At 65.1% G+C, this 26,970-nt stretch carries 29 protein-coding genes and 1 tRNA gene; 18 read left to right on the top strand and 12 right to left on the bottom strand.

Going from position 1 to position 26,970, the window contains the following annotated elements:
• Window positions 1-83: 83 nt before the first annotated feature.
• The 4 genes from sppA to aroA form a co-directional block, all read right to left on the bottom strand.
• The gene (gene sppA / locus ACQR03_RS14080; RefSeq protein WP_315750463.1) at window positions 84-1,064 is read right to left on the bottom strand and encodes a signal peptide peptidase SppA; all 981 of its coding nucleotides are present in this window, start codon (window positions 1,062-1,064) and stop codon (window positions 84-86) included.
• Window positions 1,065-1,270: 206 nt separating this feature from the next.
• A complete protein-coding gene (gene rpsA / locus ACQR03_RS14085; RefSeq protein WP_316193805.1) occupies window positions 1,271-2,980 on the bottom strand; it encodes a 30S ribosomal protein S1 in 1,710 nt (569 codons plus the stop codon).
• Between the two features lie 248 nt (window positions 2,981-3,228).
• Entirely contained in the window at window positions 3,229-3,867 is a 639-nt protein-coding gene (cmk, locus tag ACQR03_RS14090) for a (d)CMP kinase (protein ID WP_316193804.1), read from the bottom strand.
• Window positions 3,864-5,201 carry a 3-phosphoshikimate 1-carboxyvinyltransferase gene (gene aroA / locus ACQR03_RS14095; protein ID WP_316173509.1) on the bottom strand — a complete coding sequence of 446 codons (1,338 nt, stop codon included), beginning with the start codon at window positions 5,199-5,201 and terminating at the stop codon, window positions 3,864-3,866. Before aroA ends, cmk begins: the two co-directional genes overlap by 4 nt.
• A 151-nt stretch (window positions 5,202-5,352) precedes the next feature.
• On the opposite strand from aroA, the gene ACQR03_RS14100 reads away from it, so the two are divergent.
• The 3 genes from ACQR03_RS14100 (at window position 5,353) to ACQR03_RS14110 (ending at window position 6,407) form a co-directional block, all read left to right on the top strand.
• Window positions 5,353-5,757 carry a TIGR02300 family protein gene (locus ACQR03_RS14100; RefSeq protein ID WP_315716883.1) on the top strand — a complete coding sequence of 135 codons (405 nt, stop codon included), beginning with the start codon at window positions 5,353-5,355 and terminating at the stop codon, window positions 5,755-5,757.
• An 81-nt stretch (window positions 5,758-5,838) separates the two neighbouring features.
• Window positions 5,839-5,914 (top strand) — tRNA-Ala (locus ACQR03_RS14105).
• 148 nt (window positions 5,915-6,062) lie between these two features.
• Window positions 6,063-6,407 carry a GIY-YIG nuclease family protein gene (locus ACQR03_RS14110; protein WP_315750466.1) on the top strand — a complete coding sequence of 115 codons (345 nt, stop codon included), beginning with the start codon at window positions 6,063-6,065 and terminating at the stop codon, window positions 6,405-6,407.
• Window positions 6,408-6,414: 7 nt separating this feature from the next.
• Here the strand turns inward: ACQR03_RS14110 and ACQR03_RS14115 are convergent, their stop codons facing one another.
• Window positions 6,415-6,876 (bottom strand): MarR family winged helix-turn-helix transcriptional regulator, encoded by a 462-nt coding sequence (locus ACQR03_RS14115; protein WP_315716963.1) that lies wholly within the window; start codon window positions 6,874-6,876, stop codon window positions 6,415-6,417.
• Window positions 6,877-7,045: 169 nt separating this feature from the next.
• On the opposite strand from ACQR03_RS14115, the gene ACQR03_RS14120 reads away from it, so the two are divergent.
• The 10 genes from ACQR03_RS14120 to ACQR03_RS14165 all read left to right on the top strand — a co-directional run bounded on the left by ACQR03_RS14120 (window position 7,046) and on the right by ACQR03_RS14165 (window position 16,043).
• Window positions 7,046-7,471, top strand: a complete 426-nt coding sequence (locus ACQR03_RS14120; protein ID WP_009026309.1) for an organic hydroperoxide resistance protein — start codon at window positions 7,046-7,048, stop codon at window positions 7,469-7,471.
• Between the two features lie 121 nt (window positions 7,472-7,592).
• Window positions 7,593-8,795, top strand: coding sequence for a CaiB/BaiF CoA transferase family protein (locus ACQR03_RS14125; RefSeq protein ID WP_315716881.1), 1,203 nt, complete (start codon window positions 7,593-7,595; stop codon window positions 8,793-8,795).
• A 202-nt stretch (window positions 8,796-8,997) separates the two neighbouring features.
• Window positions 8,998-10,317 (top strand): sn-glycerol-3-phosphate ABC transporter substrate-binding protein UgpB, encoded by a 1,320-nt coding sequence (gene ugpB / locus ACQR03_RS14130; protein ID WP_316173508.1) that lies wholly within the window; start codon window positions 8,998-9,000, stop codon window positions 10,315-10,317.
• A 50-nt stretch (window positions 10,318-10,367) separates the two neighbouring features.
• A complete protein-coding gene (gene ugpA, locus ACQR03_RS14135; protein ID WP_315716879.1) occupies window positions 10,368-11,249 on the top strand; it encodes a sn-glycerol-3-phosphate ABC transporter permease UgpA in 882 nt (293 codons plus the stop codon).
• On the top strand, window positions 11,249-12,097 hold the full coding sequence (ugpE, locus tag ACQR03_RS14140; protein ID WP_315716878.1) for a sn-glycerol-3-phosphate ABC transporter permease UgpE: 849 nt from the start codon (window positions 11,249-11,251) through the stop codon (window positions 12,095-12,097). Before ugpA ends, ugpE begins: the two co-directional genes overlap by 1 nt.
• A gap of 131 nt (window positions 12,098-12,228) precedes the next feature.
• The gene (locus tag ACQR03_RS14145; RefSeq protein ID WP_434841481.1) at window positions 12,229-13,308 is read left to right on the top strand and encodes a sn-glycerol-3-phosphate import ATP-binding protein UgpC; all 1,080 of its coding nucleotides are present in this window, start codon (window positions 12,229-12,231) and stop codon (window positions 13,306-13,308) included.
• Between the two features lie 134 nt (window positions 13,309-13,442).
• Window positions 13,443-13,868 carry an Hsp20 family protein gene (locus tag ACQR03_RS14150; protein ID WP_006613108.1) on the top strand — a complete coding sequence of 142 codons (426 nt, stop codon included), beginning with the start codon at window positions 13,443-13,445 and terminating at the stop codon, window positions 13,866-13,868.
• A 58-nt stretch (window positions 13,869-13,926) separates the two neighbouring features.
• Window positions 13,927-14,190, top strand: coding sequence for a DUF1150 family protein (locus ACQR03_RS14155; protein ID WP_009026315.1), 264 nt, complete (start codon window positions 13,927-13,929; stop codon window positions 14,188-14,190).
• A 161-nt stretch (window positions 14,191-14,351) separates the two neighbouring features.
• On the top strand, window positions 14,352-14,858 hold the full coding sequence (locus ACQR03_RS14160) for a GNAT family N-acetyltransferase (protein ID WP_315716876.1): 507 nt from the start codon (window positions 14,352-14,354) through the stop codon (window positions 14,856-14,858).
• 312 nt (window positions 14,859-15,170) lie between these two features.
• On the top strand, window positions 15,171-16,043 hold the full coding sequence (locus tag ACQR03_RS14165) for a hypothetical protein (RefSeq protein ID WP_315729361.1): 873 nt from the start codon (window positions 15,171-15,173) through the stop codon (window positions 16,041-16,043).
• Here the strand turns inward: ACQR03_RS14165 and ptsN are convergent.
• The 7 genes from ptsN to ACQR03_RS14200 all read right to left on the bottom strand — a co-directional run bounded on the left by ptsN (window position 16,004) and on the right by ACQR03_RS14200 (window position 22,858).
• Window positions 16,004-16,465 carry a PTS IIA-like nitrogen regulatory protein PtsN gene (ptsN, locus tag ACQR03_RS14170; RefSeq protein ID WP_315716874.1) on the bottom strand — a complete coding sequence of 154 codons (462 nt, stop codon included), beginning with the start codon at window positions 16,463-16,465 and terminating at the stop codon, window positions 16,004-16,006. The two genes, ACQR03_RS14165 and ptsN, sit on opposite strands and share 40 nt — an antisense overlap.
• 327 nt (window positions 16,466-16,792) lie before the next feature.
• A complete protein-coding gene (hpf, locus tag ACQR03_RS14175) occupies window positions 16,793-17,395 on the bottom strand; it encodes a ribosome hibernation-promoting factor, HPF/YfiA family (protein ID WP_315741249.1) in 603 nt (200 codons plus the stop codon).
• A gap of 72 nt (window positions 17,396-17,467) precedes the next feature.
• Entirely contained in the window at window positions 17,468-19,105 is a 1,638-nt protein-coding gene (gene rpoN / locus ACQR03_RS14180) for an RNA polymerase factor sigma-54 (protein WP_316201870.1), read from the bottom strand.
• A 212-nt stretch (window positions 19,106-19,317) separates the two neighbouring features.
• The gene (gene lptB / locus ACQR03_RS14185) at window positions 19,318-20,331 is read right to left on the bottom strand and encodes an LPS export ABC transporter ATP-binding protein (RefSeq protein ID WP_434841482.1); all 1,014 of its coding nucleotides are present in this window, start codon (window positions 20,329-20,331) and stop codon (window positions 19,318-19,320) included.
• 352 nt (window positions 20,332-20,683) lie between these two features.
• Complete coding sequence (locus ACQR03_RS14190) at window positions 20,684-21,376, bottom strand: LptA/OstA family protein (RefSeq protein ID WP_315716869.1); 693 nt, start codon at window positions 21,374-21,376, stop codon at window positions 20,684-20,686.
• A gap of 4 nt (window positions 21,377-21,380) precedes the next feature.
• Complete coding sequence (lptC, locus tag ACQR03_RS14195) at window positions 21,381-22,082, bottom strand: LPS export ABC transporter periplasmic protein LptC (RefSeq protein ID WP_315716868.1); 702 nt, start codon at window positions 22,080-22,082, stop codon at window positions 21,381-21,383.
• A 161-nt stretch (window positions 22,083-22,243) separates the two neighbouring features.
• The gene (locus tag ACQR03_RS14200; RefSeq protein WP_315716867.1) at window positions 22,244-22,858 is read right to left on the bottom strand and encodes a ribonuclease D; all 615 of its coding nucleotides are present in this window, start codon (window positions 22,856-22,858) and stop codon (window positions 22,244-22,246) included.
• 479 nt (window positions 22,859-23,337) lie between these two features.
• Between ACQR03_RS14200 and ACQR03_RS14205 the strand changes: the two genes are divergently transcribed.
• The 5 genes from ACQR03_RS14205 to ACQR03_RS14225 all read left to right on the top strand — a co-directional run bounded on the left by ACQR03_RS14205 (window position 23,338) and on the right by ACQR03_RS14225 (window position 26,944).
• Window positions 23,338-24,309, top strand: coding sequence for a TRAP transporter substrate-binding protein (locus tag ACQR03_RS14205; protein ID WP_315716866.1), 972 nt, complete (start codon window positions 23,338-23,340; stop codon window positions 24,307-24,309).
• Between the two features lie 105 nt (window positions 24,310-24,414).
• Window positions 24,415-24,960 (top strand): TRAP transporter small permease, encoded by a 546-nt coding sequence (locus ACQR03_RS14210; RefSeq protein ID WP_315750475.1) that lies wholly within the window; start codon window positions 24,415-24,417, stop codon window positions 24,958-24,960.
• Window positions 24,951-26,243 (top strand): TRAP transporter large permease, encoded by a 1,293-nt coding sequence (locus ACQR03_RS14215; protein WP_315716864.1) that lies wholly within the window; start codon window positions 24,951-24,953, stop codon window positions 26,241-26,243. Before ACQR03_RS14210 ends, ACQR03_RS14215 begins: the two co-directional genes overlap by 10 nt.
• A gap of 127 nt (window positions 26,244-26,370) precedes the next feature.
• Window positions 26,371-26,799 carry a hypothetical protein gene (locus tag ACQR03_RS14220; protein ID WP_315750476.1) on the top strand — a complete coding sequence of 143 codons (429 nt, stop codon included), beginning with the start codon at window positions 26,371-26,373 and terminating at the stop codon, window positions 26,797-26,799.
• Complete coding sequence (locus ACQR03_RS14225) at window positions 26,786-26,944, top strand: hypothetical protein (protein ID WP_315750477.1); 159 nt, start codon at window positions 26,786-26,788, stop codon at window positions 26,942-26,944. Before ACQR03_RS14220 ends, ACQR03_RS14225 begins: the two co-directional genes overlap by 14 nt.
• The last annotated feature ends 26 nt before the right edge of the window (window positions 26,945-26,970 follow it).

Below are 26,970 nucleotides of genomic sequence, written 5' to 3' on the forward strand. Positions count from 1 at the left end.
AATCGGGGTGCGGGGCCCGGTACGGGGTCTCGCCACGGCACACGCGAAGCGGGAAGATTGCCCTGGGAATGGTCTTTGCGGGTTCAATTGCCCGGCGCGGGCGTCCAGAGCGCGAGCATGCCGTCGAGACCGATCCGGTCCACCGCCTGGACCACGCCGGTGCGCTCGATCTGGCGGGCGATTCCGGAGAGGCCGACGGCGTCGAGCGCGATCGAGGTGGCCGTTCGCAGGAAGGTGAGATCGCCGAACCGCGGCGTGAGCTTGTAGTCGCGCACCGGAAGGTCCTTCTTGACGTTCTTGTTGGCGACGAGCCAAGCGACCGCGGTCTTCTCGTCGCCGAGCTCGTCGATCAGCTTCAGGTCGATTGCCTGCCTGCCGGTGAAGACGCGGCCATCGGCCACCTTCTCCAACTGCTCATCGTTCATGGCGCGGCGGTCCTTCACCAGTCCGCGGAACCAGGCATAGGAATCCTTGACCAGGGCGTCGAGCGCCGCACGCGCTTCCGGGCTGGTCGGCTCGTAGCCGTTGGGGGCGGCCTTCAGCGGCGAGGATTTGACCTCCTCGATCTTCACGCCGACCGTCTTCAACAGCTCGCCGACATTGGGATATTGAAACAGCACGCCGATCGAGCCGACCAGCGAGCTCTGCTGCGCGACGATGTGGTCGGCAGCGATCGCGCCGATGTAGCCGCCGGACGCCGCGAGGCCTTCCACGACGACGACCAGCGGCTTCTTCGCCTTCAGCCGGACCAGCGAATCGTAGAGCTGCTCGGAGCCGGCGGTGGTGCCGCCCGGCGAATTGATGTGAACGATGACGGCTTCGGCCGAGGAGTTTTCGAGCCGCTCCAGCGCCTCGACGCGCTCATGGTCGCTGCGGATCAGGCCCTCGATATTGACGCGAGCGATCGAGCCGGAGGTCGAGAGCACGGTGCGGCCGCGCGGCGACATGGCGAGACCGATGGCGGACAGAGCCGCAATCGCGATCAGCACCGCGACGACGCGCCAGAACGTCAGCTTGCGGCGCAGCCTGCGGCGATCGACGATCACATCCGAATCAAGCGACATGGGCAGCTCCTGGAAGTCTCGGCGCGTTTTGCATCCGCAGCCTGAATATCTCGTTATCCGATTACATCAATCGCGGCGCAATTTGAAGAAAGGAAGGCTTGCGGCGAGGCCGGATCCGCGCGGCCGGCACGCGCGTCCTTGCCTCGCCGGAACAAAAAAGCCCCGGCTTGCGCCGGGGCTTTGATCTGATCGCAGGACGCGAAGACTTACTTCGAGTCGCGGTTCTTGAGCGCGGTGCCCAGGATGTCGCCCAGCGTGGCGCCCGAATCGGACGAGCCGTACTGCGCGATGGCTTCCTTCTCTTCCGCGACTTCCAGCGCCTTGATCGACACCTGCACCTTGCGGGCCTTCTTGTCGAACTGGATCACGCGGGCATCGACCTTCTCACCGACGGCGAACCGCTCGGTGCGCTGGTCGTTGCGATCGCGCGCCAGCTCGGAGCGCTTGATGAAGGTGGTGAAGTCGGTGCCGGTGATCTTGACGTCGATGCCGCCGTCCTTGACGTCGAGCACCTCGCAAGTGACGACCGCGCCCTTCTTGACATCGCCCGGCTCGGCGAAGGGATCGCCTTCGAGCTGCTTGATGCCGAGCGAGATGCGCTCCTTCTCCACGTCGACGTCGAGCACCACGGCCTTGACCATGTCGCCCTTCTTGTAGTTGTCGATGACCTGCTCGCCCGGCAGCTTCCAGTCGAGATCCGACAGATGGACCATGCCGTCGACGTCGCCTTCGAGACCCAGGAACAAGCCGAACTCGGTCTTGTTCTTGACCTCGCCCTCGACCACCGAACCCGTCGGATGCTTCTCGACGAAGACCTCCCACGGATTGCGCATGGTCTGCTTGAGGCCGAGCGAGATGCGGCGCTTGACGCTGTCAACCTCGAGCACCTGCACTTCGACCTCCTGCGAGGTCGACACGATCTTGCCGGGGTGCATGTTCTTCTTGGTCCACGACATCTCGGAGACGTGGATCAGGCCTTCGATGCCCGGCTCGAGCTCGACGAACGCGCCGTAGTCGGTGATGTTGGTGACGCGGCCGTGGAAGCGGGCCTGCAGCGGGTACTTCGCCTCGATGCCCTGCCACGGATCGTCCAAGAGCTGCTTCATGCCCAGCGAGATGCGGTGCGTCTCGTGGTTGATCTTGATGATCTTGACCTTGACCGTCTGACCGATGCTGAGCACCTCGGTCGGATGGTTGACACGGCGCCAGGCGATGTCGGTGACGTGCAGCAGGCCGTCGATGCCGCCGAGGTCGACGAACGCACCGTAATCGGTGATGTTCTTGACGACGCCGTCGATGACCTGACCCTCTTCGAGGTTCTGCACCAGCTCCTGGCGCTGCTCGGCGCGGGTCTCTTCCAGCACGGTCCGGCGCGACACGACGATGTTGCCGCGGCGACGGTCCATCTTGAGGATCTGGAACGGCTGCGAGTTGTTCATCAGCGGCGCGACGTCGCGGATCGGACGGATGTCGACCTGCGAGCGCGGCAGGAAGGCCACGGCACCGTCGAGGTCGACGGTGAAGCCGCCCTTGACCTGGTTGAAGATGACGCCGTTGACCTTTTCGTTGTTCTGGAACGCCTTCTCGAGCTTGCCCCAGCTCTCTTCGCGACGCGCCTTGTCGCGCGACAGCACCGCTTCGCCGAGTGCGTTCTCGATACGATCGAGGAACACTTCGACCTCGTCGCCGACTTTCAATTCACTGTCACGGCCGGGCCCGGCGAATTCGCGCAGCGCCACGCGGCCTTCGGTCTTCAGGCCGACGTCGATGACGGCCATGTCCTTCTCGATCGCAACAACCTTGCCCTTGACGACAGAGCTTTCCTGCAGGTTGCCCTTCGTGAAGGACTCGTCCAGCATCGCGGCGAAATCATCGCGGCTGGGATTGTAGGAAGAAGCAGAGATACTCGAAGCCATTTGTTCTCCAGATGCGGACATTCTCGCCAGCTTGGGTTGATCGGCGCATCGAATGGACAGTGCCTGGAGGTCCACAAATCCCCAGACGTCCGCGCGATGCGCGATAAGCGCAAACGACGCGGGCCGGCAGTGCCTGCACATGCGATACGTATGAAGTGCGTCCGGATGATCGGACTCGATTGAACCGCAATCGAGCTATCGACGGTCAAGGGCGGGAGCGGGCATTCCTCCAATGACGCCGGCGGAAATCAAACCCGCTGGCGGCCCGCTCGAACGGCCTCGACGATATCGATGGCGGCCCGGACGCCGCCTTCTATATCCAAATGGGAGTTGTCAAGCAAGTAAGCATCCGGGGCTTGTTTTAAAGGCGCGACGGCCCGGTTCTGGTCACGCTCGTCGCGCGCCAGGATGTCGGCCAGAATGGCCGCCTCATCGGCCGGTTCCCCACGTGAAAGCGCCTCGAGGGTGCGACGATGCGCCCGGATGCGGGGATCGGCGACGACGTAGATCTTCACCTCGGCGTCCGGGCAGATCACGGTTCCGATGTCGCGGCCGTCGAGCACGGCACCGGGCGGCCGGCTTGCGAACTGGCGCTGGAAAGCCACCAGCGCTTCGCGCACTTTCGGCAACGCCGATACCACCGAGGCCACGGACCCGACCTGGTGCGACCTCAGCGCCGGATTGTCGAAGCTAGAGGGATCCAGGCTCATGGCGACGTCCGCTGCCCGCGCCTCGTCCTTGAGGTCGATGCCGGCGGTCAGTAGCGCATGCGCGACCGCCCGGTAGATCACGCCCGTATCCAGGTGCCTGAGGCCGTAATGCGCCGCGAGACGCTTGGCCAGGGTGCCCTTGCCCGAGGCCGCCGGGCCGTCGATGGCGATGATCATGCGAAATCCGCGCCCGCCTTGCACATCAGCGGGATGAAATCGGGGAAGCTGGTGGCGATGAAGGCGGTGTCGTCGACCCTGACCGGCTTGTCGGACGCGAGACCCATCACCAGGGCGGACATCGCGATGCGGTGGTCCATGTGGGTCGCGACGATGCCGCCGCCCGGCACGTGACCGCGGCCCTCGACGATCAGATCGTCGCCGGTGATCTCGACCTTGACGCCGTTGACACGCAGCATGGCCGCGGTGGCCTCGAGCCGGTCGGATTCCTTGACGCGCAGCTCATGCAGGCCGCGCATGATGGTCGTGCCCTCGGCATAGGCGGCGGCGACGGCCAAGACGAGATATTCGTCGATCATCGACGGCGCCCGCTCGGGCGGCACCACGACGCCGCGCAGCTTCGAGGCGCGCACGCGCAGGCGGGCCATCGGCTCGCCGGCATCGCCGCGGACGTCGTCCTCCTCGATCGAGGCGCCCATCTCGCGCAAGGTCGTGAACAGGCCGGTGCGCAGCGGGTTGGTCATCACGTCCGACAGCACGAGGTCCGAGCCGTCGACGATCAGCGCGGCGACCAGCGGGAACGCGGCCGAGGACGGGTCGGCGGGAACGATCACTGGCGCACCACGCAGCTCCGGCTGGCCGGTCAGTGCGATGCGGCGGCCATGAGACCCTTCCGGCGTGGTCACGATCTCCGCGCCGAAATGCTTCAGCATCAGCTCGGTGTGGTCGCGGCTGGCCTCCTGCTCGATCACGGTGGTCACACCGGGCGCGGCGAGGCCCGCGAGCAGCACCGCCGACTTGATCTGGGCCGAAGCCACCGGCGTGCGGTACTCGATCGGCACCGGGTTGCCGGCGCCCTGCAGGGTTAACGGAAGCTTGCCGCCCTCGGCGCTGGCGGTCACCTTGGCGCCCATCAGCACCAGCGGGTCGAGGATGCGCCGCATCGGACGGCTGCGCAGCGAGGCATCACCGTCGAAAACGGCCGTGATCGGGCAACCGGCCACGGCGCCCATCACCAGCCTGCAGCCGGTGCCGGAGTTGCCGAAATCGAGCGGCGCGCTCGGCTGGGCGAAGCCGCCCACCCCGACGCCACGGACGGTCCACGCGAAATCGCCGGTGCGCTCGACCTTGGCACCCAGGGATCGCATCGATTTGGCGGTGTTGAGGACGTCCTCGCCCTCCAGCAGGCCGGAAATCCGGGTCTCGCCGACCGACAGCGCCCCCAGGATCAGTGCCCGGTGCGAGATCGACTTGTCGCCAGGCACGCGAATCGTGCCCGAGAGGGGCCCTGAGGCGCGTGATTCCAGGGGAGTCGGGGCGATTGACGTGCTCACGGCAGGATCCTCGTGTTTCGGACGCGGCAGGTATCACAGCCCCCGCCCTCCGTCACGAGCGGTGATTTTCCCGTTGACAGCGCTATTGACAGCGGCGCGGCAACTAGCCAAGTGAGACACCGCTTTTCAGACATTGCCAGGACGCCTGCACGTGGCCAAATCCGAGCTCGGAACCAAACGCATTTGCCCGACGACGGGCAAAAAGTTCTACGACCTCAACAAGAACCCGGTGATTTCGCCCTACACCGGCGAGGTCGTGCCGATTGCGCCGATCGCGCCCACCCGCGCCATGCGCGGCGAGGCTGCGCGCGCTGCTGCGGCGGCCGACGTGGTCGAGCCCGCGGAGGCCGAGGAGCTGGTGCCGCTCGAGGAGGCCGACGCCGAGGAGAACTCCGGCAAGGTCAAGGCCGTCGTTCCCGAATCGGAGGACGACATCGAGATCGACGAGACGCTCGACGATGACGAGGATGATGACTCGACCTTCATCGCCGACGAGGAAGAAGGCGACGAGGACGTGACCGACATCATCGGTGATGTCGGCGGCGACGAAGAATAATCGTCGAAGACACTTGAGATCAGCCGCGAACTGTGGTTCACGGTGCTCCCCGGCGGTCACCCAGACCGCCGGCTCGGTTCAGGGGCCATAGCTCAGCTGGGAGAGCGCTTGCATGGCATGCAAGAGGTCGGCGGTTCGATCCCGCCTGGCTCCACCAGCCTTCGCTCGCTTCGCGAGCTTCGGCTCGGCAAGCCACCCCAATCTGCCGGTTGCGCGAAGTGAGCGAAGGCTGTCGCGCCGTAGTCTGGACGCCGAAGCCCCCTTGGGCGGAGGCGGGAAGGCGAAGGCGGACTAGGCTCCGGGCCATGATGCCCTTCATCAATCGACTGAGCAGTTCAGCCCATCCAAGCTCTGGACGCCACGCAGCACGACCTGCCACATTCGCGCCCGTGAAGGGTCGAGGGCGGCCTGCGATGAAGTTCGTTTACATCCTGGAAAGTCTCAACGGCGAGCATTTCTACGCAGGCATCACCGACGACGTTCCGGCCCGCGTCACGAAGCACAATGCCGGTGAAGTCCCGCACACATCGAAGTTTCGGCCTTGGCGGCTCAAGACCTACGTTGCCTTCAGCGATGTGAAGCAGGCATTTGCCTTCGAGAAATATCTCAAGTCGGGTTCAGGCCGGGCTTTCGCGAAGAAGCGCCTTTAGAGCCCCCTCACCCCTCCACAGCCGCATCGAGCCGCTCCCGCAGGCGCACCAGCTTGCCGTGCAGATCGGCCAGCTCGGCGATCGAGCAGCCCGTCGCATCCAGGATCGCGGGCGGCACGATCGACCTTGCCTTGTCGCGCAGGCCCGCGCCCTGGGCGGTGAGGGTGACGATCACCTGACGCTCGTCCTCCGCCGACCGGGTCCGCTTGATCAGGTGCGTAGCCTCCATCCGCTTCAGCAGCGGCGTCAGCGTGCCAGAGTCGAGGAACAGCCGCGCGCCGATGTCCTTCACCGTCAAGCCGTCCTGCTCCCACAGCACCAGCATGACCAGATATTGCGGATAGGTCAGGCCAAGGCGGTCGAGCAGGGGCTTGTAGACGCGGTTGAAGGCGTGCGCGGTCGAATAGACTGCGAAGCAGAGCTGGTTGCCGAGCTGGAGCGGCAGGTCTGCCGCGGACTTCTTTCGCATCGAGGTCACCACAGGTCGATCCTATCGGCATCTTGAGCCCGCACGCCTCGGATCGACAACGGGCCCGGCGCACCGATCACGAATTTTCTACCGAACAATTATATTGTACACAATCTAATTGTGTGCAATATGGCCGCGCTGAATTCGTCCATCCAACCAGGAGACACCCATGTCCGTGAACGTGCTCTACAAGACCAGCGCCAAGGCCACCGGCGGCCGCGACGGCGAAGCCGCTACCCTCGACGGCTCGCTCAAGGTCAAGCTTTCCACCCCGAAGGAGCTCGGCGGCGGCGGCGGTGCCGGCAACAATCCGGAGCAGTTGTTTGCGGCCGGCTACGCAGCCTGCTTCATCGGCGCGATGAAGTTCGTCGGCTCGCAGGGCGGCCCCAAGGTTCCCGCCGACACGTCGGTGACCTCGACGGTCGGCATCGGCCCGCGCTCCGAAGGCGGCTTCGGCATCACCGTCGAGCTCGCAGTGTCGCTGCCCGGACTCGCCAAGGCCGACGCCGAAGCGCTGGTCGCCAAGGCGCACGAGGTGTGCCCCTATTCCAACGCCACGCGCGGCAATGTCGACGTCAAGCTGAGCGTCGTCTGAGCTTCAATTCCGTCATGCGGCAGGACGGCCTCCGTTGTCCTGCCGCATGGCAGCCCCCGTTTGCGCCGCCGCCGCAGCAATGCTTAATGATCGCGAGCTGAAACCAACCTCGCGACATCCGATGACACCCCAATTTGCTCCCGGCGCCATGGCCGGCCTGCGCGTGATCGATCTGACGCGCGTGCTCGGCGGCCCCTATTGCACGCAGATCCTGGCCGATCACGGCGCCGACGTGATCAAGGTCGAGCCGCCGGCCGGCGACGAGGTGCGCGACTGGGGTCCGCCCTTCCACGATGAGGACGCCGCCTATTTCGTCGGGATCAACCGCAACAAGCGCTCGATCGGCCTCGACCTCGCCTCCGAGGGCGGCCGCGTCGTGCTGATGCGGATGCTCGAGACGGCCGACGTGCTGATCGAGAACTTCAAGCCTGGCACCTTGGAGAAGTGGGGCATCGGCAGCGACACGCTGCGCGAGACATTCCCCAAGCTGGTGCACTGCCGCATCTGCGGCTTCGGCGCGGATGGCCCGCGCGGCGGCAATCCCGGCTACGACGCGATCATCCAGGCGATGACCGGCATGATCGCGGCGACCGGCTCGCCGCAGAGCGGACCGATGCGGATCGGCGTGCCGCTGGTCGACATCACCACCGGACTCTATGCCGCGATCGGCATCCTGATGGCGCTGTCGGAGCGGCAGCGCTCGGGCATCGGTCAGTTCCTCGAGGTCACGCTGTATGAGACCGGCCTCGCGATCATGCATCCGCATACCGCAAACTACTTCATGCATGGCAAGCCGCCGTCGCTGACCGGCAACGAGCACCCGAACCTCGTTCCGTATGCGATCTTCGCGACCAAGACCGACGATATCTTCATCGGCGTCGGCAATGACGGCACCTTCCGCAAGCTTGCCAAGGAGATCGGCCGCCCCGAACTCGGCACCGATCCGCGCTTCGCCCGCAACAAGGATCGCGTCGCCAACCGCGAGGCGCTGCGCGCCGAGCTTGCCGCCGTGTTCAGCCAGTTCGAGGCGGAGCCGCTGTGCGACCGGCTGCTCGCGGCCGGTCTGCCGGCAGGACCCGTGCAGAAGATCGACCAGGCGCTGACCAATCCGCACACGATCTACCGCGGCGATGTCATCGAGAAGGACTGGTACAAGGGCGTCGCGTCGCCGATCCGGCTCGAACGCACCAAGCCGAGCCTGCGCTCCACCCCGCCGAAGTTCAGTCAGCACGCGCAGGAGGTGCTGACCGAGTTCGGTTACACGCCGAGCGAGATCGAGGCGCTGCTGTCCCAGGGCACGGTGTGCGCCGAGCGCAAGCGCTGAGGCGCCATCAGCCTGTCGTCTCTCACCGCCAGCGCCGGCCGGGGCATCGCCCCGGCGCGGCACCGTCTCCCGCAAGTCGCTGCGTTCCGCCGCGATGAACGCGCTTTCCGCTGACGATCCAACCGGTTATACATTCACGAAACTGTCATCTCGCGCTGCTACGGCCGCGACGCCGATGACGTTTCACGGGAGGTATTCTTTAATGTCACTTCGCCAATTCTGGACGGCCGCGACTGCGGCAGTCACGCTGGTCCTGAGCGCCGCAGCACCTGCGCATGCCGTGACCGAAATCCAGTGGTGGCATGCGATGACCGGCGCCAACAACGACGTCATCGTCAAGCTCGCCAACGATTTCAACGCCTCGCAGTCCGACTACAAGGTCGTCCCGACCTACAAGGGCAACTACGCCGACACGATGAATGCCGGCATCGCCGCCTTCCGCGCCGGCAATGCGCCCCACATCATGCAGGTGTTCGAGGTCGGCACCGCCACCATGATGGCCGCCACCGGCGCCGTGAAGCCGGTCTACAAGCTGATGCAGGACGCCGGCGAGACGTTCGACCCGAAGAGCTATCTGCCTGCGATCACGGGCTACTACTCGACCTCCAAGGGTGAGATGCTGTCGTTCCCCTTCAACTCGTCCTCCACGGTGATGTGGGTCAATCTCGACGAGCTGAAGAAGGTCAACGCCGAGATCCCGAAGACCTGGCCCGAGCTGTTCGAGACCGCCAAGAAGCTGAAGGCGGCCGGCCATCCGACCTGCGGCTTCTCCGGCTCGTGGGTCACCTGGGTCAATCTCGAGCAGCTCTCCGCCTGGCACAACGTGCCGCTGGCCAGCAAGGCGAACGGTCTCGACGGCTTCGACACCGTGCTGGAGTTCAACGGTCCGCTGCAGGTCAAGCATCTCGAAAACCTGGTCGAGCTGCAGAAGGACAAGACCTACGACTATGCCGGCCGCACCAACACCGGCGAGGGCCGCTTCACCTCGGGCGAATGCCCGATCTACCTGACCTCGTCGGCGTTCTTCGGCAACGTCAAGGCCCAGGCCAAGTTCGCCTTCACCGCCGCGCCGATGCCGTATTATCCGGACGCCAAGGGCGCGCCGCAGAACTCGATCATCGGCGGCGCCTCGCTCTGGGTGATGGGCGGCAAGAGCGCGGACGAATACAAGGGCGTGGCGAAGTTCCTGACCTTCCTCTCGGACACCGATCGTCAGGTCTACATCCACAAGGCCTCGGGCTATCTGCCGATCACCAAGGCGGCCTATGCGAAGGCCAAGGCCGAGGGCTTCTACAAGGATCAGCCCTATCTGGAGACGCCCCTGCTCGAACTGACCAACAAGGAACCGACGGAGAATTCCCGCGGCCTGCGTCTGGGCAACATGGTGCAACTGCGTGACGTCTGGTCGGAGGAAATCGAGCAGGCTCTGGCCGGCAAGAAGACCGCCAAGCAGGCGCTGGACGCCGCCGTCGAGCGCGGCAACCAGATGCTGCGCCAGTTCGAAAAGACGGCCGTGAAGTGAGGCCATGAGCCGGCAGGCCGCCCCGCGGCCTGCCGGTTCGCCGACCGACCATGCAGAAGAACGCCATCTTTCAGTCAAAACTGCTGCCGTTCGTGCTGGTCGCTCCCCAGCTCGCGATCGTGCTGATCTTCTTCTATTGGCCCGCGATCCAGGCCGTCATCCAGTCGTTCCTGCTGCAGGACGCGTTCGGCCTGTCCACGAGCTTCGTCTGGTTCGAGAACTACGCCGACCTGCTCAGCCAGCCGGACTATTTCCAGGCCATTCTCCGCACCTTCGGCTTCTCCTTCGCCATCGCGCTCTCGTCGCTGTCGGTCGCGCTGCTGCTCGCGGTCATGGCGGATAAGCCGTTGCGTGGCGTCACGCTGTATCGCACGCTGCTGATCTGGCCCTATGCCGTGGCGCCGCCGGTGGTGGGCGTGCTCTGGATCTTCATGCTCCACCCGTCGCTCGGCGTGATCTCGCGCTATCTGCGCGCTGTTGGCATCGACTGGAATCCGCTGCTCGACGGCGACCAGGCGGCGCTGCAGATCATCCTCGCGGCCGCCTGGAAGCAGATCTCCTACAACTTCCTGTTCTTCCTCGCCGGGCTGCAGAGCATCCCCCGGAGCGTGCTCGAGGCCGCCGCGATCGACGGCGCGCGGCCGATGCGGCGGTTCTGGACCGTGACCTTCCCGCTGCTGTCGCCGACCATCTTCTTCCTGCTGGTCATCAACATCGTCTACGCCTTCTTCGAGACCTTCGGCATCATCGACACGATGACCCGCGGCGGTCCTGGCAAATCCACCGAGACGCTGGTCTACAAGGTCTATACCGATGGCCTGCTCGGCGGCAATCTCGGCTCGTCGGCCGCACAATCCGTCGTTCTGATGGTCATCGTCATCGTACTGACGGCGATCCAGTTCCGCTTCGTCGAGCGCAAGGTGACCTACTGATGGTCGAGCAAGAAGGCATTCGACGCTACGTCGCGCACGCCATCCTGTGGATCGGAATCGCGATCGTCGCGTTCCCGGTCTATCTCGCATTCGTCGCCTCGACGCAGGACAATGCGGTGATCGCCAACGGGCAGATGTCGCTGCTTCCTGGCGGGCACTTCCTGTCGACCTACTATCAGACGATCTTCGTTGGCACGAGCGGCTCGACCCGCGAGCCGGTTGCGACCATGCTTTTGAACTCGCTGGTCATGGCGCTGCTGATCGCCGTCGGCAAGATCGCGATCTCGATCATCTCGGCCTATGCGGTCGTCTACTTCCGCTTCCCGTTCCGCATGGCGATCTTCTGGCTCATCTTCATCACCCTCATGCTGCCGGTCGAGGTGCGCATCTATCCGACCTACAAGATCGTCGCCGACCTCCACATGCTCGACAGTTATGCCGGGCTCGCGCTGCCGCTGATCGCGTCCGCCACCGCCACGCTGCTGTTCCGCCAGTTCTTCATGACGGTGCCCGACGAGCTGCTGGAGGCGTCCCGCATCGACGGCGCCGGGCCGTTCCGCTTCTTCTGGGACACCCTGCTGCCGCTGTCGCGCACCAACATGGCGGCGCTGTTCGTGATCCTGTTCATCCTCGGCTGGAATCAATATCTCTGGCCGCTGCTGATCACGACGCGCGACGACATGCAGACCATCCAGATCGGCATCCGCAAGATGATCACGACGACCGACGCGCTGACCGAGTGGCCGATCGTGATGGCGACGGCCGTGCTCGCGATGCTGCCGCCAGTGTTCGTCGTCGTCGTCATGCAGCGCCTGTTCGTCAAGGGGCTGGTGGAGACGGAAAAGTGACGAAGGGGCGAATAGCGAATGGCGAGTGGCGAATAGGGAGATCCGAACATGAGGATGCATTCGCCCTTCCCTATTCGCCACTCCCTATTCGCCATTCGCCACTCGTCACTTCCTCCTTATCGGTAACCGCCATGGCCAACGTCACCCTCCGCAACGTCCGCAAGGTCTACCAGGGCGGCTTCGAAGCCATCAAAGGCGTCGATATCGACGTCGGCGACGGTCAGTTCTGCGTGCTGGTCGGGCCGTCGGGCTGCGGCAAATCCACCCTGCTGCGGATGGTCGCGGGGCTCGAGACGATCACCTCGGGCGAGATCGACATCGGCGGCCGCATCGTCAATGCCATCGAGCCGGCGGATCGCGACATCGCGATGGTGTTCCAGAACTACGCGCTCTATCCGCACATGACCGTCTACAACAACATGGCCTACGGCCTGCGCAATCGCGGCATGGCGGAAAAGGAGATCAGGACGCGGGTCGAGGACGCCGCGCGCATCCTCGAGCTCGGCACCATGCTCGAGCGGAAGCCGCGCCAGCTCTCCGGCGGCCAGCGCCAGCGCGTGGCGATGGGCCGCGCCATCGTGCGCCAGCCCAAGGTGTTCCTGTTCGACGAGCCGCTCTCGAACCTCGACGCCAAGCTGCGCATCGCGATGCGGGTCGAGATCCGCAAGCTGCAGCGCCGGCTCAACACCACCGCGATCTACGTCACCCACGACCAGCTCGAGGCGATGACGCTCGCCGACATCCTGGTGGTGATGAACGGCGGGAAGGTCGAGCAGATCGGCAATCCGCTCGAGATCTATCAGCGTCCAGCCACCACCTTCGTCGCATCCTTCATCGGCGCGCCGCCGATGAACCTGATGCCGACCGATGGCGTGCGCGCCCAGTTGCTCGGCGCCGACGCGGTTCCCCAAGAAGCGGGCCAGCTCGGCATCCGGCCTGAGGATTTCCAGCTCGGCGACGCCGTTCCGGCGGGCGGGGTCGGGCTCGACCTCCGGGTCGAGGCGATCGAGCATGTCGGCGCCGAGACCTATGTCTACGGCGCACGCCAGGACGCGGGCAGCGATGACCGGCTCTCCGCGACCGCCAACGACATCATCGTGCGGCTGCCGGGTACCGCCGCGCCGGAGATCGGCGCACGGATTCGCGCCGTGGCGCCGAGGGCCAAGCTGCATCTGTTCTCGGCCGACGGCCGTCAGCGGCTGTCCGTTTAAACCCTTCCACAGACAGGCTGTTCCGGCGCATTCGAGGTGCTTGAACGCGCCCCGGATCGTGCCCATATTGCTGCTCAAGGGGTGCCGTCAGGGCCCTGATACATCAAAGTCGCTTCGAGAGGACTTTGTAAACCATGTCTCGTGTTCCTTCGCTCTCCAGCCCGTTCCTGCTGGGCTTCGACGAGATCGAGCGCGTGCTCGACCGCGTCGTCAAAGGTGCCGACGGCTATCCGCCCTACAATATCGAGCGGTTCGAACGCACCAATGGCCAGCCCGAGCGTCTGCGGATCACGCTGGCGGTGGCGGGTTTCACCCGCGACCAACTCGATGTCACCATTGAGGAAAACCAGCTCGTCATCCGCGGCCGGCAGCAGGACGACAAGACCAGGCAATACATTCATCGCGGCATCGCCGCGCGCCACTTCCAGCGCACCTTCGTGCTGGCGGAGGGAATGCATGTGCTTGGTGCGGATCTGAAGAACGGGCTGTTGTCGGTCGATCTGGCCAGGCCAGAGCCTGAGCGGATCGTTAAGACAATAGCGATCAATGAACACGAATAATGGTTTGATGGAACGAGTAGCGGACTCGACCGCTTGAGTCTCAGAAGGAGTCGAGACCATGACTGAAGGTAATGTTGCGTCGGAATCCCCCGTCTCCCTGGAGTCGCTGGCGACCTTGGGCGAGGGCCACATCGCTTACGTGAAGCAGATCCGCTCCGAGGACGTACCGGGACTGTTTCCGCAGGCGCCGCACATCGCGCCGGGACTGAAGCTGTTCGCCTTGCATGCCGCCGACGGCACGCCGATCATGCTCACCGACAGCCGCGAAGCCGCGATCGCGAATGCGTGGAGTCACGAACTCCAGGCCGTGAGCGTCCACTGACGCAAAGGCCGAGCCGCAGCGCTGACAACGGCCGCTTCTCGTGGGACTCAACGCTCATTGGGACGCGATGCTCATGAGGAGCATGCAGCTCACGGACTGACACGAGGGCGGTCCCCGGAAACGGGGACGGCCCTTTTTTCTGCTCGTAACGATGGCCGCGCATGACCTTGATGACGACACCCATGAGCCCGGCCGGACTGCGTGCAGATCCTGCGCTTGCGGACGCACTGCTCGCGCTCAACAATGCGCATGCCTCCGAGCTGTCGTGGCTCACGCCCGAAACGCTCCTGCAACTGCTCGATCGGGCATGGCTGGCCTGGCGAATTGGCAGGGCCGATGCGCTGATGATCGCGCTCGACCATGCCGCCGTCTACGATAATCCCAATCACCGCTGGTTTCGCGCGCGCTACGATCGGTTCGTCTATGTCGACCGCATCGTGGTGGCGCCGGCCGCCCGCGGCCGGGGCCTGGCGCGGCAGCTCTATGAGGAGCTGATTCGGGAGGCGACCGCGGCGGGCCACGACCGCATCGTCTGCGAGGTCAATCTGGATCCGCCCAATCCGCAGTCGGACGCGTTTCATGCTGCGCTCGGCTTCGCGCCGCTGGCGACGGCCGGCATCCATGGCGGCGCCAAGACGGTGCGCTACATGGCGAGATCATTGCGATAGCCGGCCAAGGACGAAGCGGCTGCCGAAGTGCTTTTGAGAAATTTGTTTCCGCCGATGTCCGGAACGGTCGATTTGACAACCAGATACAATCCGACCCGGTTTAAGGCGAAGGTGTCCAATCCTTAAGTTGTCCCTGTTGCGGCACGCGCTAGTCCGATGTGTGACGCGCATGTGTAGGGATGGCAGATGCATGGATCACGGCTTGATGCAGGCGTCTTTCGAGAGCTTGCGCTCGGGACCCTACCCAATCGGCACGTCTTTCTTGACAGTCCTCCGCCGGGGCCAAGCCCTTACTACGTCATCTGCAACAGCGTGCCGAAAGCGGGGACGTACCTGCTGGTCGAACTCGTCAGAGCGCTGGGCGGTCATGTCGATGTCGGCTATCACACCTACACGTCATCGATCAGCAAGCTGAATCCCGACGGTTCGCTCGACTACGGACGCGCGCTTCCGGCCCCGCTCTGGGCGTCGGCCCTGCGCTCCGGCTATTCCTGCGCCTCGCACACCGAGTATTGTCCGTATCTCGAGCAATACCTCCTGGGCAGACCAGAACACAAGATGCTGTTCATCGTCCGCGACCCCCGCGACATCGTCGTGAGCTGGGTCGACTTCGTCTACCACTCGGCGGCCTACCCGAAGATGCGGAAGTGGAACGCCTATCTGCGGTCGGCCGGATCGGCCGCTCACCCCGATGACGCCTCCCGAATCACATCGACCCTCCTCTCTTTGCCCCGATCGGGCATCAAGAAGTTCATGAGCTGGCTGGACTCGCCAGCCTGCCTGACCGTGAAGTTCGAAGAGCTCTATTCAGAGCTCGCGATCGACGATGTGGCGCGGTCGTCGTTTCCTGTCCTTAACCGCATCTGCGACTACCTGGGACTTCCGCGCAAGACGGCCGCGGAGCTCGATGTGCTCGGCCGCGGCCTGACGTCGTCGGGACGCGGCCGGAAGGTCGGCATCTACAAGGAGCGAATGATGCCGCATCATTTCGACCTGCTCCGCAGCGAGGCATTCCAGGAGCTCGTCGTCGAGTTCGGCTACGAGCCGACGCCGTTGCACACGTGCGAGCGGACGAACGGGCTCGGGGCCGCGCGGAGGCTCGCCAGCAGGCTTTGTCGGTCCTTGCGGGGCGGCGCGATACGACGTCAGGCGGCGGAAGCGGGCGGCAGCGCCAACACCGAATAGATCGCCTGGGCGTCGCGCGAGGCACGGAGCTTCTTGGCGACATCCTGGTCGCGGAGCAGCCGGGCGATCCGCGCCAGGGCCTTCAGATGGTCGGCGCCGGCGCCTTCCGGCGCCAGCAGCAGGAACACCAGATCGACCGGTTGGCCGTCCATGGCCTCAAAATCGATCGGCCGCTCCAGCCGGGCGAACAGGCCGAACAGCTTCTCCAGCTTCGGCAGCTTGCCGTGGGGAATCGCGACGCCATACCCGACGGCCGTGGTTCCGAGCTTCTCCCGCTGCAGCAGCACTTCGAACACGTTGCGCTCGTTCTGCCCGGTCAGCGCGGCCGCGCGCGCGGCAAGCTCCTGCAGCGCCTGCTTCTTACTGATGACCTTCAAAGCCGGCACGATCGCCTCGGGTGCGACCAGATCGGTAATCGGCATAGGGCGTTCCGAGGTGATTGAACCGTCAGGGTGCGAAATAGGTCGGGACAGACCGGCGTCAAGAAGCTGAGGCGGCAGGCGGGCTTAACCCGTGTCCGATGGGTGGGCTTCTACCCCAACGCAACGGCCGTGCCAACACCCGCAAGCGCGTTCCCGCAGCCTATCCTTAAAGATCGCCGGAGCGTGGCGGCCTGAAGGCGCCAGCGCCCCAACCGCTTGATCGCATCCCTTCATTGCCGTGGCGTGACGTCGCAACCGGTCCGCCAACCAACTGATCGGGAACCGGTTTTCACGCCGCCGGGAGATCCCTGGAAGGCGTCCGCGCGGCTACGGTTTCACCGCCGGCGGATCGACCCAGCCGATATTGCCGTCGGCGCGGCGGTAGATGATGTTCACCCGGCCGCTGGAACCGTGCTGAAACACCATGCAGGGCGCGCCCGAAAGATCGAGCTCCATCACGGCTTCGGACACCGACAGGCGCTTCAACGCGGTGGTGTTCTCGGCAATGATCACCGGGCTGTAGCCGGTGATCTCCTCGTCGCCCTCGGCCGGCGCCTCGATCACGTAGCTCGGCGCATCCAGCACCGCGCCGTCGAGATTGGCGAGCGCCGCATTGGCGGCGTGGGATTTGCGCCCCGAGCGGTCCTTCAGCCGGCTCTTGTAGCGGCGCAGGCGCTTCTCGATCATCAGGAGCGCCTGGTCGGCGCTGGCATAGGCGTCCGGCGCGTTCGATTCGGCCTCCAGGGTGATGCCCGAATCGAGGTGCAGCGCGCAATCGGTCTTGAACCCGAAACCGTCCTTGGAGAGCGTGACATGGCCGGAATAGTTGCCGTCGAAGTATTTTCGCAAGACTTCGTCGGTGCGCTCGCTGACGCGCCCACGCAGCGCTTCGCTGACGCTGATGCTCTTTCCGGAAATCCGCAGGGTCATGTGTCGCCTCGATTCATGTGAACCAAGTATGACACTAAGCCTATTTGGTTAAGGCGCAATCGCGGGGCACGGTCAAACTGACGCGGCATCCCGGGTGCGGTCGGCGCTGGCGGGAGCCGACAGGGCATGCGCCAGCATGCTCTGCTTGTCGCGGCGGCGCTGCACCGAGGACGGGATCCGCATCGCCTCCCGGTATTTCGCGACCGTGCGACGGGCGATGTCGATGCCGGCGGTCCGCAGCTTCTCGACGATGGTGTCGTCGGAGAGAATTGCGGAGGGATCTTCCGCATCGATCAATTGCTTGATGTGATGCCGCACGGCTTCCGCCGAGTGCGCCTCGCCGCCATCAGCCGATGCGATCGAGGCGGTGAAGAAATATTTCAGCTCGAACGTGCCGCGATTCGTCGCCATGTATTTGTTGGCGGTGACGCGCGACACGGTCGATTCATGCATCTGGATCGCATCCGCAACGGCCTTCAAGTTGAGCGGCCGCAGATGCGCGACACCGTGGGTGAAGAAGCCGTCCTGCTGGCGCACGATTTCGGTCGCCACCTTCAGGATCGTGCGGGCGCGCTGATCGAGCGCGCGCACCAGCCACGTCGCGTTCTGCAGGCAGTCGGTGAAGTAGGACTTGTCGCCGTCCTTGCGGATCGTCTTCGACAGCTCGGAGTAATAGTGCTGGTTCACCAGGACGCGCGGCAGCGTGTCGCTGTTGAGCTCGACCAGCCAGCCGCCGTCGGGACCCGGGCGCACGTAGACGTCGGGCACCATGGTCTGTGTGCGCGTGGTGCCGAACTTCAGCCCCGGCTTCGGATCGAGCCTGCGGATCTCGCCGATCATGTCGACGAGGTCCTCGTCGTCGACGCCGCACAGCTTGCGAAGAGCGACGAAGTCGCGCTTGGCCAGGAGATCGAGGTGCTCGACCAGCGCCTGCATCGCCGGATCGTAGCGGTCGAGCTCGCGCAGCTGGATCGCGAGACATTCGCTCAAATTGCGGGCGCAGATGCCGGGCGGATCGAAGGTCTGCAGCACGCCGAGCACCGCATCGACGTCGGCCTGCTCGGCGCCGAGGCGGTCGGCGGCCTGGCCAAGATCGGCGGGCAGATAGCCGGCCTCGTCGACGAGATCGATCAGGTACTGGCCGATCATGCGGTCGGCCGGCGCGGTGAAGGCCACCGCCGCCTGCTCGGCGAGATGATCCGACAGCGTGGTCTCGGCCGCGACAAAGGCTTCGAGGTTGTAGTCCTCGTCGCCGGAGGCGCCGCCGCCCCATTCGGTGTAGGTGGTCGGAGCGGCGTCCTGCGCGTTGCGCGCCGCGGCCTCCGCCGGCTCCTCGGAGAACACGTTGTCGAGTCCGGTGTCGAGCGTCTGTTCGATCTCCGTACGGGTGCCGAGATCGCGGCTCATCCAGTCTTCCTGGGCGCCCTCGAAGCTGTCACCGCCGCTGCTGCCGGCCTCGCCGAAATCGTCGCCGCCGGTCTCGCCACCTTCCGGGAACTCGGCGCGCTCGGACATCTGCTGCTCGCCCGCGACCGGCGTTTCCGGACCGTCGCTGGCCCGCTCCAGCAGCGGATTGCGCTCCAGCTCCTCTTCGACGAACGTGGAGAGGTCGAGATTGGACAGTTGCAGCAGCTTGATCGCCTGCATCAGCTGCGGCGTCATCACCAGCGACTGCGACTGGCGGAATTCTAATCTCTGCGTCAACGCCATGGGAGCAAGAACATTCCCTTACTGGTCCAATTCTTGCTTATCCTAATCCGCGCGCGATGTACACGGCTTGACGAATAAGAAAAACGGAGTATGGCGCGCGCGGAAGACGCCGTTACCGGCCCGCGAGGACTCGCTGGAAACAGCGTTGATCGTAGTGGTTCCGTCGCCTGTCGCGATCGCGACAACAGCCTGCGAATACCGCGTCGGCAATCCTACAGCCGGAATTCCTCACCGAGATACAGCCGGCGCACGTCGGGATCGGCGACGATCTCCTCCGGGCTGCCTTCGGTGAGAATCTGCCCCGCGTACACAATGTAGGCGCGGTCGGTGAGGCCGAGCGTCTCGCGGACGTTATGGTCGGTGATGAGCACGCCGATGCCGCGGTTGGTGAGATGGCGCACCAGCTGCTGGATGTCGCCGACCGCGATCGGATCGATGCCGGCGAACGGCTCGTCGAGCAGCATGTAGTTCGGGCGCGTCGCCAGCGCGCGGGCGATCTCCACGCGGCGACGCTCGCCGCCGGACAGTGCGATCGACGGCGACTTGCGCAGCCGCGTGATGGTGAATTCTTCCAGCAGCGCGTCGAGCTCGCGCTCGCGCTTCTTGCGCGAGGGCTCGACCACTTCGAGCACGGCGCGGATGTTCTGCTCGACGGTGAGGCCGCGGAAGATCGAAGCCTCCTGCGGCAGGTAGCCGATGCCGAGCCGCGCGCGCTGATACATCGGCAGCCGCGTCACGTCATGGCCATCGAGCTCGATGGCGCCGCGATCGGCCTTGATCAGGCCGGTGATCATGTAGAACACGGTGGTCTTGCCGGCGCCGTTCGGCCCGAGCAGGCCGACGGCCTCGCCGCGGCGGACGTAGATCGACACGCCGCGCACGACTTGGCGGCTGCCAAAGCTCTTCTCGATCGAATGCACGGCGAGGAAGCCCGGCCGGCGCAGCAGTTGCGGACCGCCCCCCGCGCCATTGTTGCGCGGCTTGGCCGGCGTCGGCTGCGAGGCCGGCCGCTTGCGTTGGATCTGCTCGGTGTTCTGCGGCGAGCGCGGATTGATGCGCGGCACCGTTTCATCGCGCACGGAGTCGGCGAGCGCGGCGAGCGGATCATCGCTGTAGGAATTGCCGAACGGATCGTCCATGGCCGTGATGTCGTCGCGCCGGCGCGAGGAGCCTCGCTGGCCGCGCTTGGCGGGACGCCCACGAAACATGCCGAGTAGATCCACCATCCCCGCTTCGCTTACGCCCTTCGAGGCTGCCCGTCATCGACCGCAGCGCTGGCTCGCCCGCTCACCGCGAGCGAACGCATCTCACCTCTCGCGGATCACAGGGAGCGCGAGGCCGGCCAAAGCGCGGCAGGCCGCGCTTCGGAGTTTGTCGTCTGACGGCGAAGTCGCGGTCGCCACGCAGGCGACCGATCGCAAGATCGCAATCGTGTCCGGCATCACTCTTTCGCAGCCACGCAACGGGCTCCACGGCCTCCCGTTGCATCGGTCCTGCGACAGAACCGCCCGCTCGCTAGATAGAGGCAGCAGCGGCGCGGTTCAACTGGGCCGCCGGCGTTTTGCTAAATAATTGAAGTCACTTCGATTTGCCTGGACCGAGCTGCAGCGGCGCGGCGCTGCCCGGAGCCGAGGCCGTCGACGGACCGCAGCCGCCGCCGGCGCCTGTGCCCGCGCCCGCCTGCGGCAGCAGCACCTGGACGCCGCGCCCGCTGTCGGATTCGACGCGCGACACGCCGGTGGTCATGTCCACCGTCAGCCGGTCGCCGCGCATCACGTTCTTGCACTGGGTCAGCACCACGCCGCCCTGCATCGAGATCATGTTGGTCTTGGTGTCGTAGACCGCGGTCTCGCCGGTCACGACCTGATCCTTCTGGGTCACCTTGACGTCGCCGCGCGCCTCGAGACGGCGGATCGCCGAGCTGCCGTCCGGCCCAGGCGTCGCCGCCGGCGTGGCCTTGGTCGCCTTGGCGCCGCCCGGCTGGGCGCCGCCGTCGTAGAACACCACCAGCGACTTCGAGGTCATGGTGGTGTCGCCCTGCACGACCTTGACGTTGCCGGTGAAGGTCGCCTCCTTCTTCTTGTCGCGCATCTCGAGCGCGGCGGCCTCGATCTGGATCGGCTGGTCGCGATTCTGCGAGAACCCCTGCAGCGCGTTGGGCACGCCGGTGGTCGCGCTCTGCGCCTGCGATGAGTCGGCAAGCGCGAGCAACGCCAGCGCGGCGAAGCCGGCGCCGCGAATCGCTACGGAAATGAAACGGCACGTGGTCATGAGGTCACTTCACGTTGCGGGCCGGACGGCCGGGATCGGCGCTCGCCGTCGTGGCCGGAGCGGCATTCATGTTGTCGAGGTTCATCATCACATTGCCCTCGAAGCGGATGACCTCGCCATTGTCGGTGATGCGCAGGCGGTCGGCGGAGAGCGTACCGTTGGTGAGCTTGACGTCGACGCGCTCGTCCGAGCTCACGGTGCCCTTGGCCATGTCGACCGAGGCCCGGCTCAGCCGCGCCTCGTAGCCCGTCGACGTCGTCAGCAGGATATCCTTCGTCAGCTCGAGCTGCTGCTGCTTGGTGTCGAACACGCCGGTATTCGCCTTCAAGGTCACCGTCGACTGATCCTCCATCAGCACCTTGGCGCGGAGGATGTTGAGCTCGACGTGATCGGGATCGGTGAGGTCCTGCACCGCGCTGCGGGCGACGAGATCATACGGCCGCTGGTCCGGCGTGAAGCCGGTCAGATGCGGCGTCTCCATCGTGATCTTGCGGCCGGAGATGACGAGGTTGCCGGTGAGATTCGGGGTGTTGATCTCCATGTGGAACGGATTGAACAGCGCGATGCCGATCACGACCGCCATCGCCAGTCCGACCGCCGCCGGCACCGCGACCCGCAGCACGCGCACGAAGCGGCTGTGGCGCGCCGCGACCGCGAAGCGCGCCTGCAGGGTGGGGTCATAGGCGGGGTTGTGGACCGAGTTCACCAGGGCTCCGACGGACACGGGGAGGCGCGCGAAACAGCGCCCATCCTACCATGGACGCCTTCACCATTGCAGCCTGGAACTGGCGCGAAATCGCGACGCGGGGCGGCTTGCGATCATTACGAGACATTAATGATCGTGAACGCGCCCGCGATTCGCCGGCTTCAGGAATGCGCGAAGATGTCCTCGGCCTCGAATCCGCCCAGATCGAGCGTCGCGCGGTGGGGCAGGAACGCGAAACAGGCCTGCGCCAGCGCCAACCGCCCTTCGCGCGCCAGCATCCCGTCGAGCTTTTCGCGCAGCGCATGCAGATGCAGCACGTCGGAGGCGGCATACGCGAGCTGCGGCTCGCTGAGCTGCTCGGCGCCCCAGTCGCTCGACTGCTGCTGCTTGGAGAGATCGACGTTGAGCAGCTCGCGCACGAGATCCTTCAGGCCATGGCGGTCGGTATAGGTGCGCGCCAGCCGCGAGGCGATCTTGGTGCAATAGACCGGCTGCGGCATCACCCCGAACGCGTGAAACAGCGCCGCGACATCGAAGCGCGCGAAGTGGAAGATTTTGGTGATGTCCGGGTTGCCGAGCAGCGCCTTCAGGTTCGGCGCGTCGGTGTGCCCCTTGGGAATCTGCACCACGTCGGCCGAGCCGTCGCCGGGCGACAGCTGCACCACGCACAGCCGGTCGCGGTGCGGATTGAGCCCCATCGTCTCGGTGTCGATCGCGACCGACGAGGTATAGCGGGAAAGATCAGGCAGGTCGCCGCGGTGCAGGCGTACGGTCATGGCTCTCAAAACCTCGTCGAATCGAAATCGGACGCGACGGGCCGGAGCAACGCCGCGGGAAGCGCTCGGGAACCGGCTGTAGCCCGGCGCTGGTAACCAACCGGCAAACGCGCCGGGCCGGTCCGGAGATCAGCCGTGGGAATGCCAGCCCCGCCGCCCGGGCGCAAGGGCCGGACAGGGCCAAGTGATCGCATCTCAAGTGATCGCATCTGAGGTGGCGCCGGCAGTGTCTCCGCGGCCGTTCGAGGCGGCGCCGTCGTCATTGAGGGCCGTCGACCCGCTGGTTGCATCGCGCCAGATCGCACCCGATCGATCGATGCAACTCTTGCATTGATCGATGCCGCCTTTGGCTTGGACAGAAATAGCCACTGGCCCTACGCGTGATATTGTCGCATGACTTCGCATCTGGAGCGCAGCGACCCAAGGCGGTCTGCAGCATCTGCCCAACAACGACATAATCAATTGAGGAGGAAGCCAAGATGAAGGCACTTACAGGTATCATTGCGGCCGCTGTGCTGGCGGTCTCGTCGCCGCTGGCGACCGCGCGCGATTTCCGCTCCGCCGACGTGCACCCCGCCGATTATCCGACCGTCGAAGCCGTCAAGTTCATGGGCAAGCAGCTCGCCGCCGCGAGCGGCGGCAAGCTCGGCGTCAAGGTGTTTCCGAACGGCGCCCTCGGCTCCGAGAAGGACACGATCGAGCAGCTCAAGATCGGCGCGCTCGACATGATGCGGATCAACTCCTCACCGCTCAACAATTTCGTGCCGGAGACCGTCGCGCTGTGCCTGCCCTTCGTGTTCCGCGACACGCAGCACATGCGCAACGTCCTGGACGGGCCGATCGGCGACGAGATCCTGGCGGCCATGGAGCCCGCCGGCCTGGTCGGCCTGGCTTATTATGACAGCGGCGCGCGCTCGATCTACACGGTCAAGGCGCCGGTGAAGTCGCTCGCCGACCTCAAGGGCCTGAAGATCCGCGTCCAGCAGTCCGACCTCTGGGTCGGCATGATCCAGAGCCTCGGCGCCAACCCGACCCCGATGCCCTATGGCGAGGTCTACACCGCGCTCAAGACCGGCCTCGTCGACGCCGCCGAGAACAACTGGCCGTCCTACGAATCCTCGCGCCACTTCGAGGCCGCCAAGTTCTACAACGTCACCGAGCACTCGCTGGCGCCCGAAGTCCTCGTGATGTCCAAGAAGGTCTGGGACACCTTGAGCAAGGAGGATCAGGCGATGATCCGCAAGGCGGCAAAGGAATCCGTGCCGGTCATGCGCAAGCTCTGGGACGAGCGCGAGCAGACCTCCCGCAAGACCGTCGAGGCCGCTGGCGTCCAGGTCGTGACGATCGCCAACAAGCAGGAATTCGTCGACGCGATGAAGCCGGTGTACCAGAAGTTCGCCGGCGACGAGAAGCTCTCGAGCCTCGTCAAGCGCATCCAGGACACGAAGTAGCGGACACGAAGTCACAGCCGCGAAGTAACAATCACCAAGCAAGAGTAGCCGGCCCCGGCGTCGCCACGCGGCGACGCCGGACGCAGGCAGGGGAGAGGGACGGGAATGACAGACCCACACGTCGCAGACCACGAGCAGCCGGAGGGGCACCCGTCGCGCGGCCCGCTGACGCGGATCAACGCCATCATCGCGCGCTTGGGCATGTATCTGTCCGTCGCCGGCCTGCTCGTCATCGTCACCATCGTGTTCTACCAGGTGTTCGGACGCTACGTTCTCAACTCCAGCCCGACCTGGACCGAGAACCTGGCGCTGGTCCTGATCCTCTATGTCACGCTGATCGGCGCCGCCGTCGGCGTTCGCGACGCCGGCCATATCGGCATGGACAGCCTCCTCGTGATGCTGCCGGATCATATGCGGGAAAAGATCGAGCTCGTCATCCACGTGCTGGTCGCGATGTTCGGCGTCGCGATGGCCTACAACGGCTGGATCCTCGGCGCCTCCGTGGGCACCGTGAAGATCGCCAATCTCGGCCTGCCCGAAGTCGTCCGCTACGTGCCGCTGATCGCTTCGGGAATCCTGATCGTCATGTTTTCCATCGAGCACATTATTGCTCTCTTGCGCGGCGAAGAGGTCGTCCCCTCATGGAACTGATTATTCTCGGCGTCACCTTCTTCGGCTTCCTGGTCCTCGGCGTTCCCGTTGCGTTTGCGATCGGCCTCTCGGCGATCTGCACCATCCTCTATGAAGGCCTGCCGGTTGCCGTCATCTTCCAGCAGATGATGTCGGGGATGAACATCTTCTCGTTCCTCGCCATCCCGTTCTTCGTCTTCAGCGGCGAGCTGATGCTGCATGGCGGCGTCGCCGACAAGATCGTGCAGCTCGCCAAGAATCTCGTCGGTCACATTCGCGGCGGGCTCGGCATGTCGAACGTCGTCGCCTGCACGCTGTTCGGCGGCGTCTCCGGCTCTCCCGTGGCCGACGTGTCGGCGATGGGCGCGGTGATGATCCCGATGATGAAGAAGGAAGGGTTCGACACCGACTACGCCGTCAACGTCACCACCCACGCCTCGCTGGTCGGCGCTCTGATGCCGACCAGCCACAACATGATCATCTATGCGCTCGCCGCCGGCGGCAAGGTGTCGATCGGCGCGCTGATCGCCGCCGGTCTTCTGCCGGCGCTCGTGCTGATGGTCTGCATGCTGGTCGCGGCCTACGCGGTCGCCGTGAAGCGCGGCTATCCCGCCGGCAAGTTTCCGGGCTGGGCGGAAGTGTTCCGCTCGTTCGCGGCGGCGCTGCCCGGCCTCTTGATCGTCGGCATCATCCTGGCGGGCATCCTGTCCGGCGTGTTCACGGCCACCGAGTCCGCGGCCGTCGCCGTCACCTACACGATCCTGCTGACGTTCTTCATCTACCGCACGATGACCTTGCAGAACTTCCTGCGGGCCGCCGCCAAGGCGGTCAAGACGACCGGCGTGGTGCTGCTCTTGATCGGCGTCTCCACCATGTTCCAGTACCTGATGGGATTGTACGAGGTCGCCGATTTCGCCGGCGACCTGATGAGCAAGGTGTCGACGCAGCCCTGGATGATCTTCCTGCTGATCAACGTCATCCTGTTCCTGCTCGGCACGTTCATGGACATGGCGGCGACCATCCTGATCTGCACCCCGATCTTCCTGCCGATCGCGATGAAGGCGGGCATGGATCCGGTGCAGTTCGGCATGCTGATGCTGATCAACTGCGCGCTGGGCCTCAACACCCCGCCGGTCGGCACCACGCAGTTCGTCGGCTGCGCCATCGGCGGCATCTCGGTCGGCGCCGTCATGCGCACCATCCTGCCGTTCTACGCCGCCCTGATCGCAGCCCTGATGTTCGTGACCTACGTGCCGGCGTTCTCGCTGTGGCTGCCGCGGCTGCTGATGGGGTATAAGGGATAGCGGTCTGAAGGTTCGCCGGCTTCGGCCGGCGAACCTTGGCCGCATCCCGATGCGTTCGGTCCCGACTTGCCGCTAGCGCTCGCGGAGCTTCGACACCCGTCGTCCGCAGCAACCCGCGCGAGCGAGCATGGCCGCACTCTCGCATTTCCTGAATCTCGATCTCGTCCTGAAGTCGAAGTCCGACTTCTCGCCGCTGATCGCGCATCTGCATCAGAACGCGCATGTCCTGCATCATGAGGAGCATGAGCAGGAGTTTCTGCTGGTGCTGGAGATCAACGATACAGGATCCCCGCATCCGACCACATCCACCGAGCAATTCCTTACGCTGATCGAATCGCTGCCCCAGACCCCGAGGGAGCTGTGGGACAGCTGCACGTCGCGCACGTTCTCCTATGGCTTCGAAGGCGGCCGCGACTTCCCCGCGCTCGACACCACCATCCCCGCCGACCTGCTGCTGCGGATCGCAACGCTCGGCGCGGCTATCGGCATCACCGTGTATCCTTTTCGCAACCCACCCGGTCCCGAGCGCAAGGACGAACCAGATGCGCTCCCCTGACGGTCAGATCGCCAGGCTCGGCGACGAGATCCGTGTCACCGGCATGAGCGGTAGGATCGTCTGCTCGATCGACACCTGCGACTATTCAGACGACTATCCGGAACGGGACTGGGCCAACCTGCAGCGCGGCGCCATGGTCGATTGAACAGGCAGGTCCGAATGAAGAGGAAC

It is taken from the genome of Bradyrhizobium sp. HKCCYLS3070 (assembly GCF_051167575.1).
Lineage (GTDB): Bacteria > Pseudomonadota > Alphaproteobacteria > Rhizobiales > Xanthobacteraceae > Bradyrhizobium.

Excerpts from the sequence above, each read along its gene's own strand:
- sppA (WP_315750463.1), bottom strand. The coding sequence starts at position 1,064 with ATGTCGCTTGATTCGGATGTGATCGTCGATCGCCGCAGGCTGCGCCGC.
- rpsA (WP_316193805.1), bottom strand. The coding sequence starts at position 2,980 with ATGGCTTCGAGTATCTCTGCTTCTTCCTACAATCCCAGCCGCGATGAT.
- cmk (WP_316193804.1), bottom strand. The coding sequence starts at position 3,867 with ATGATCATCGCCATCGACGGCCCGGCGGCCTCGGGCAAGGGCACCCTG.
- ACQR03_RS14110 (WP_315750466.1), top strand. The coding sequence starts at position 6,063 with ATGATGCCCTTCATCAATCGACTGAGCAGTTCAGCCCATCCAAGCTCT.
- ACQR03_RS14115 (WP_315716963.1), bottom strand. The coding sequence starts at position 6,876 with ATGCGAAAGAAGTCCGCGGCAGACCTGCCGCTCCAGCTCGGCAACCAG.
- ACQR03_RS14120 (WP_009026309.1), top strand. The coding sequence starts at position 7,046 with ATGTCCGTGAACGTGCTCTACAAGACCAGCGCCAAGGCCACCGGCGGC.
- ACQR03_RS14125 (WP_315716881.1), top strand. The coding sequence starts at position 7,593 with ATGACACCCCAATTTGCTCCCGGCGCCATGGCCGGCCTGCGCGTGATC.
- ugpB (WP_316173508.1), top strand. The coding sequence starts at position 8,998 with ATGTCACTTCGCCAATTCTGGACGGCCGCGACTGCGGCAGTCACGCTG.
- ugpA (WP_315716879.1), top strand. The coding sequence starts at position 10,368 with ATGCAGAAGAACGCCATCTTTCAGTCAAAACTGCTGCCGTTCGTGCTG.
- ugpE (WP_315716878.1), top strand. The coding sequence starts at position 11,249 with ATGGTCGAGCAAGAAGGCATTCGACGCTACGTCGCGCACGCCATCCTG.
- ACQR03_RS14145 (WP_434841481.1), top strand. The coding sequence starts at position 12,229 with ATGGCCAACGTCACCCTCCGCAACGTCCGCAAGGTCTACCAGGGCGGC.
- ACQR03_RS14150 (WP_006613108.1), top strand. The coding sequence starts at position 13,443 with ATGTCTCGTGTTCCTTCGCTCTCCAGCCCGTTCCTGCTGGGCTTCGAC.
- ACQR03_RS14155 (WP_009026315.1), top strand. The coding sequence starts at position 13,927 with ATGACTGAAGGTAATGTTGCGTCGGAATCCCCCGTCTCCCTGGAGTCG.
- ACQR03_RS14160 (WP_315716876.1), top strand. The coding sequence starts at position 14,352 with ATGACCTTGATGACGACACCCATGAGCCCGGCCGGACTGCGTGCAGAT.
- ptsN (WP_315716874.1), bottom strand. The coding sequence starts at position 16,465 with ATGCCGATTACCGATCTGGTCGCACCCGAGGCGATCGTGCCGGCTTTG.
- hpf (WP_315741249.1), bottom strand. The coding sequence starts at position 17,395 with ATGACCCTGCGGATTTCCGGAAAGAGCATCAGCGTCAGCGAAGCGCTG.
- rpoN (WP_316201870.1), bottom strand. The coding sequence starts at position 19,105 with ATGGCGTTGACGCAGAGATTAGAATTCCGCCAGTCGCAGTCGCTGGTG.
- lptB (WP_434841482.1), bottom strand. The coding sequence starts at position 20,331 with ATGGTGGATCTACTCGGCATGTTTCGTGGGCGTCCCGCCAAGCGCGGC.
- ACQR03_RS14190 (WP_315716869.1), bottom strand. The coding sequence starts at position 21,376 with ATGACCACGTGCCGTTTCATTTCCGTAGCGATTCGCGGCGCCGGCTTC.
- ACQR03_RS14200 (WP_315716867.1), bottom strand. The coding sequence starts at position 22,858 with ATGACCGTACGCCTGCACCGCGGCGACCTGCCTGATCTTTCCCGCTAT.
- ACQR03_RS14205 (WP_315716866.1), top strand. The coding sequence starts at position 23,338 with ATGAAGGCACTTACAGGTATCATTGCGGCCGCTGTGCTGGCGGTCTCG.
- ACQR03_RS14210 (WP_315750475.1), top strand. The coding sequence starts at position 24,415 with ATGACAGACCCACACGTCGCAGACCACGAGCAGCCGGAGGGGCACCCG.
- ACQR03_RS14215 (WP_315716864.1), top strand. The coding sequence starts at position 24,951 with ATGGAACTGATTATTCTCGGCGTCACCTTCTTCGGCTTCCTGGTCCTC.
- ACQR03_RS14220 (WP_315750476.1), top strand. The coding sequence starts at position 26,371 with ATGGCCGCACTCTCGCATTTCCTGAATCTCGATCTCGTCCTGAAGTCG.
- ACQR03_RS14225 (WP_315750477.1), top strand. The coding sequence starts at position 26,786 with ATGCGCTCCCCTGACGGTCAGATCGCCAGGCTCGGCGACGAGATCCGT.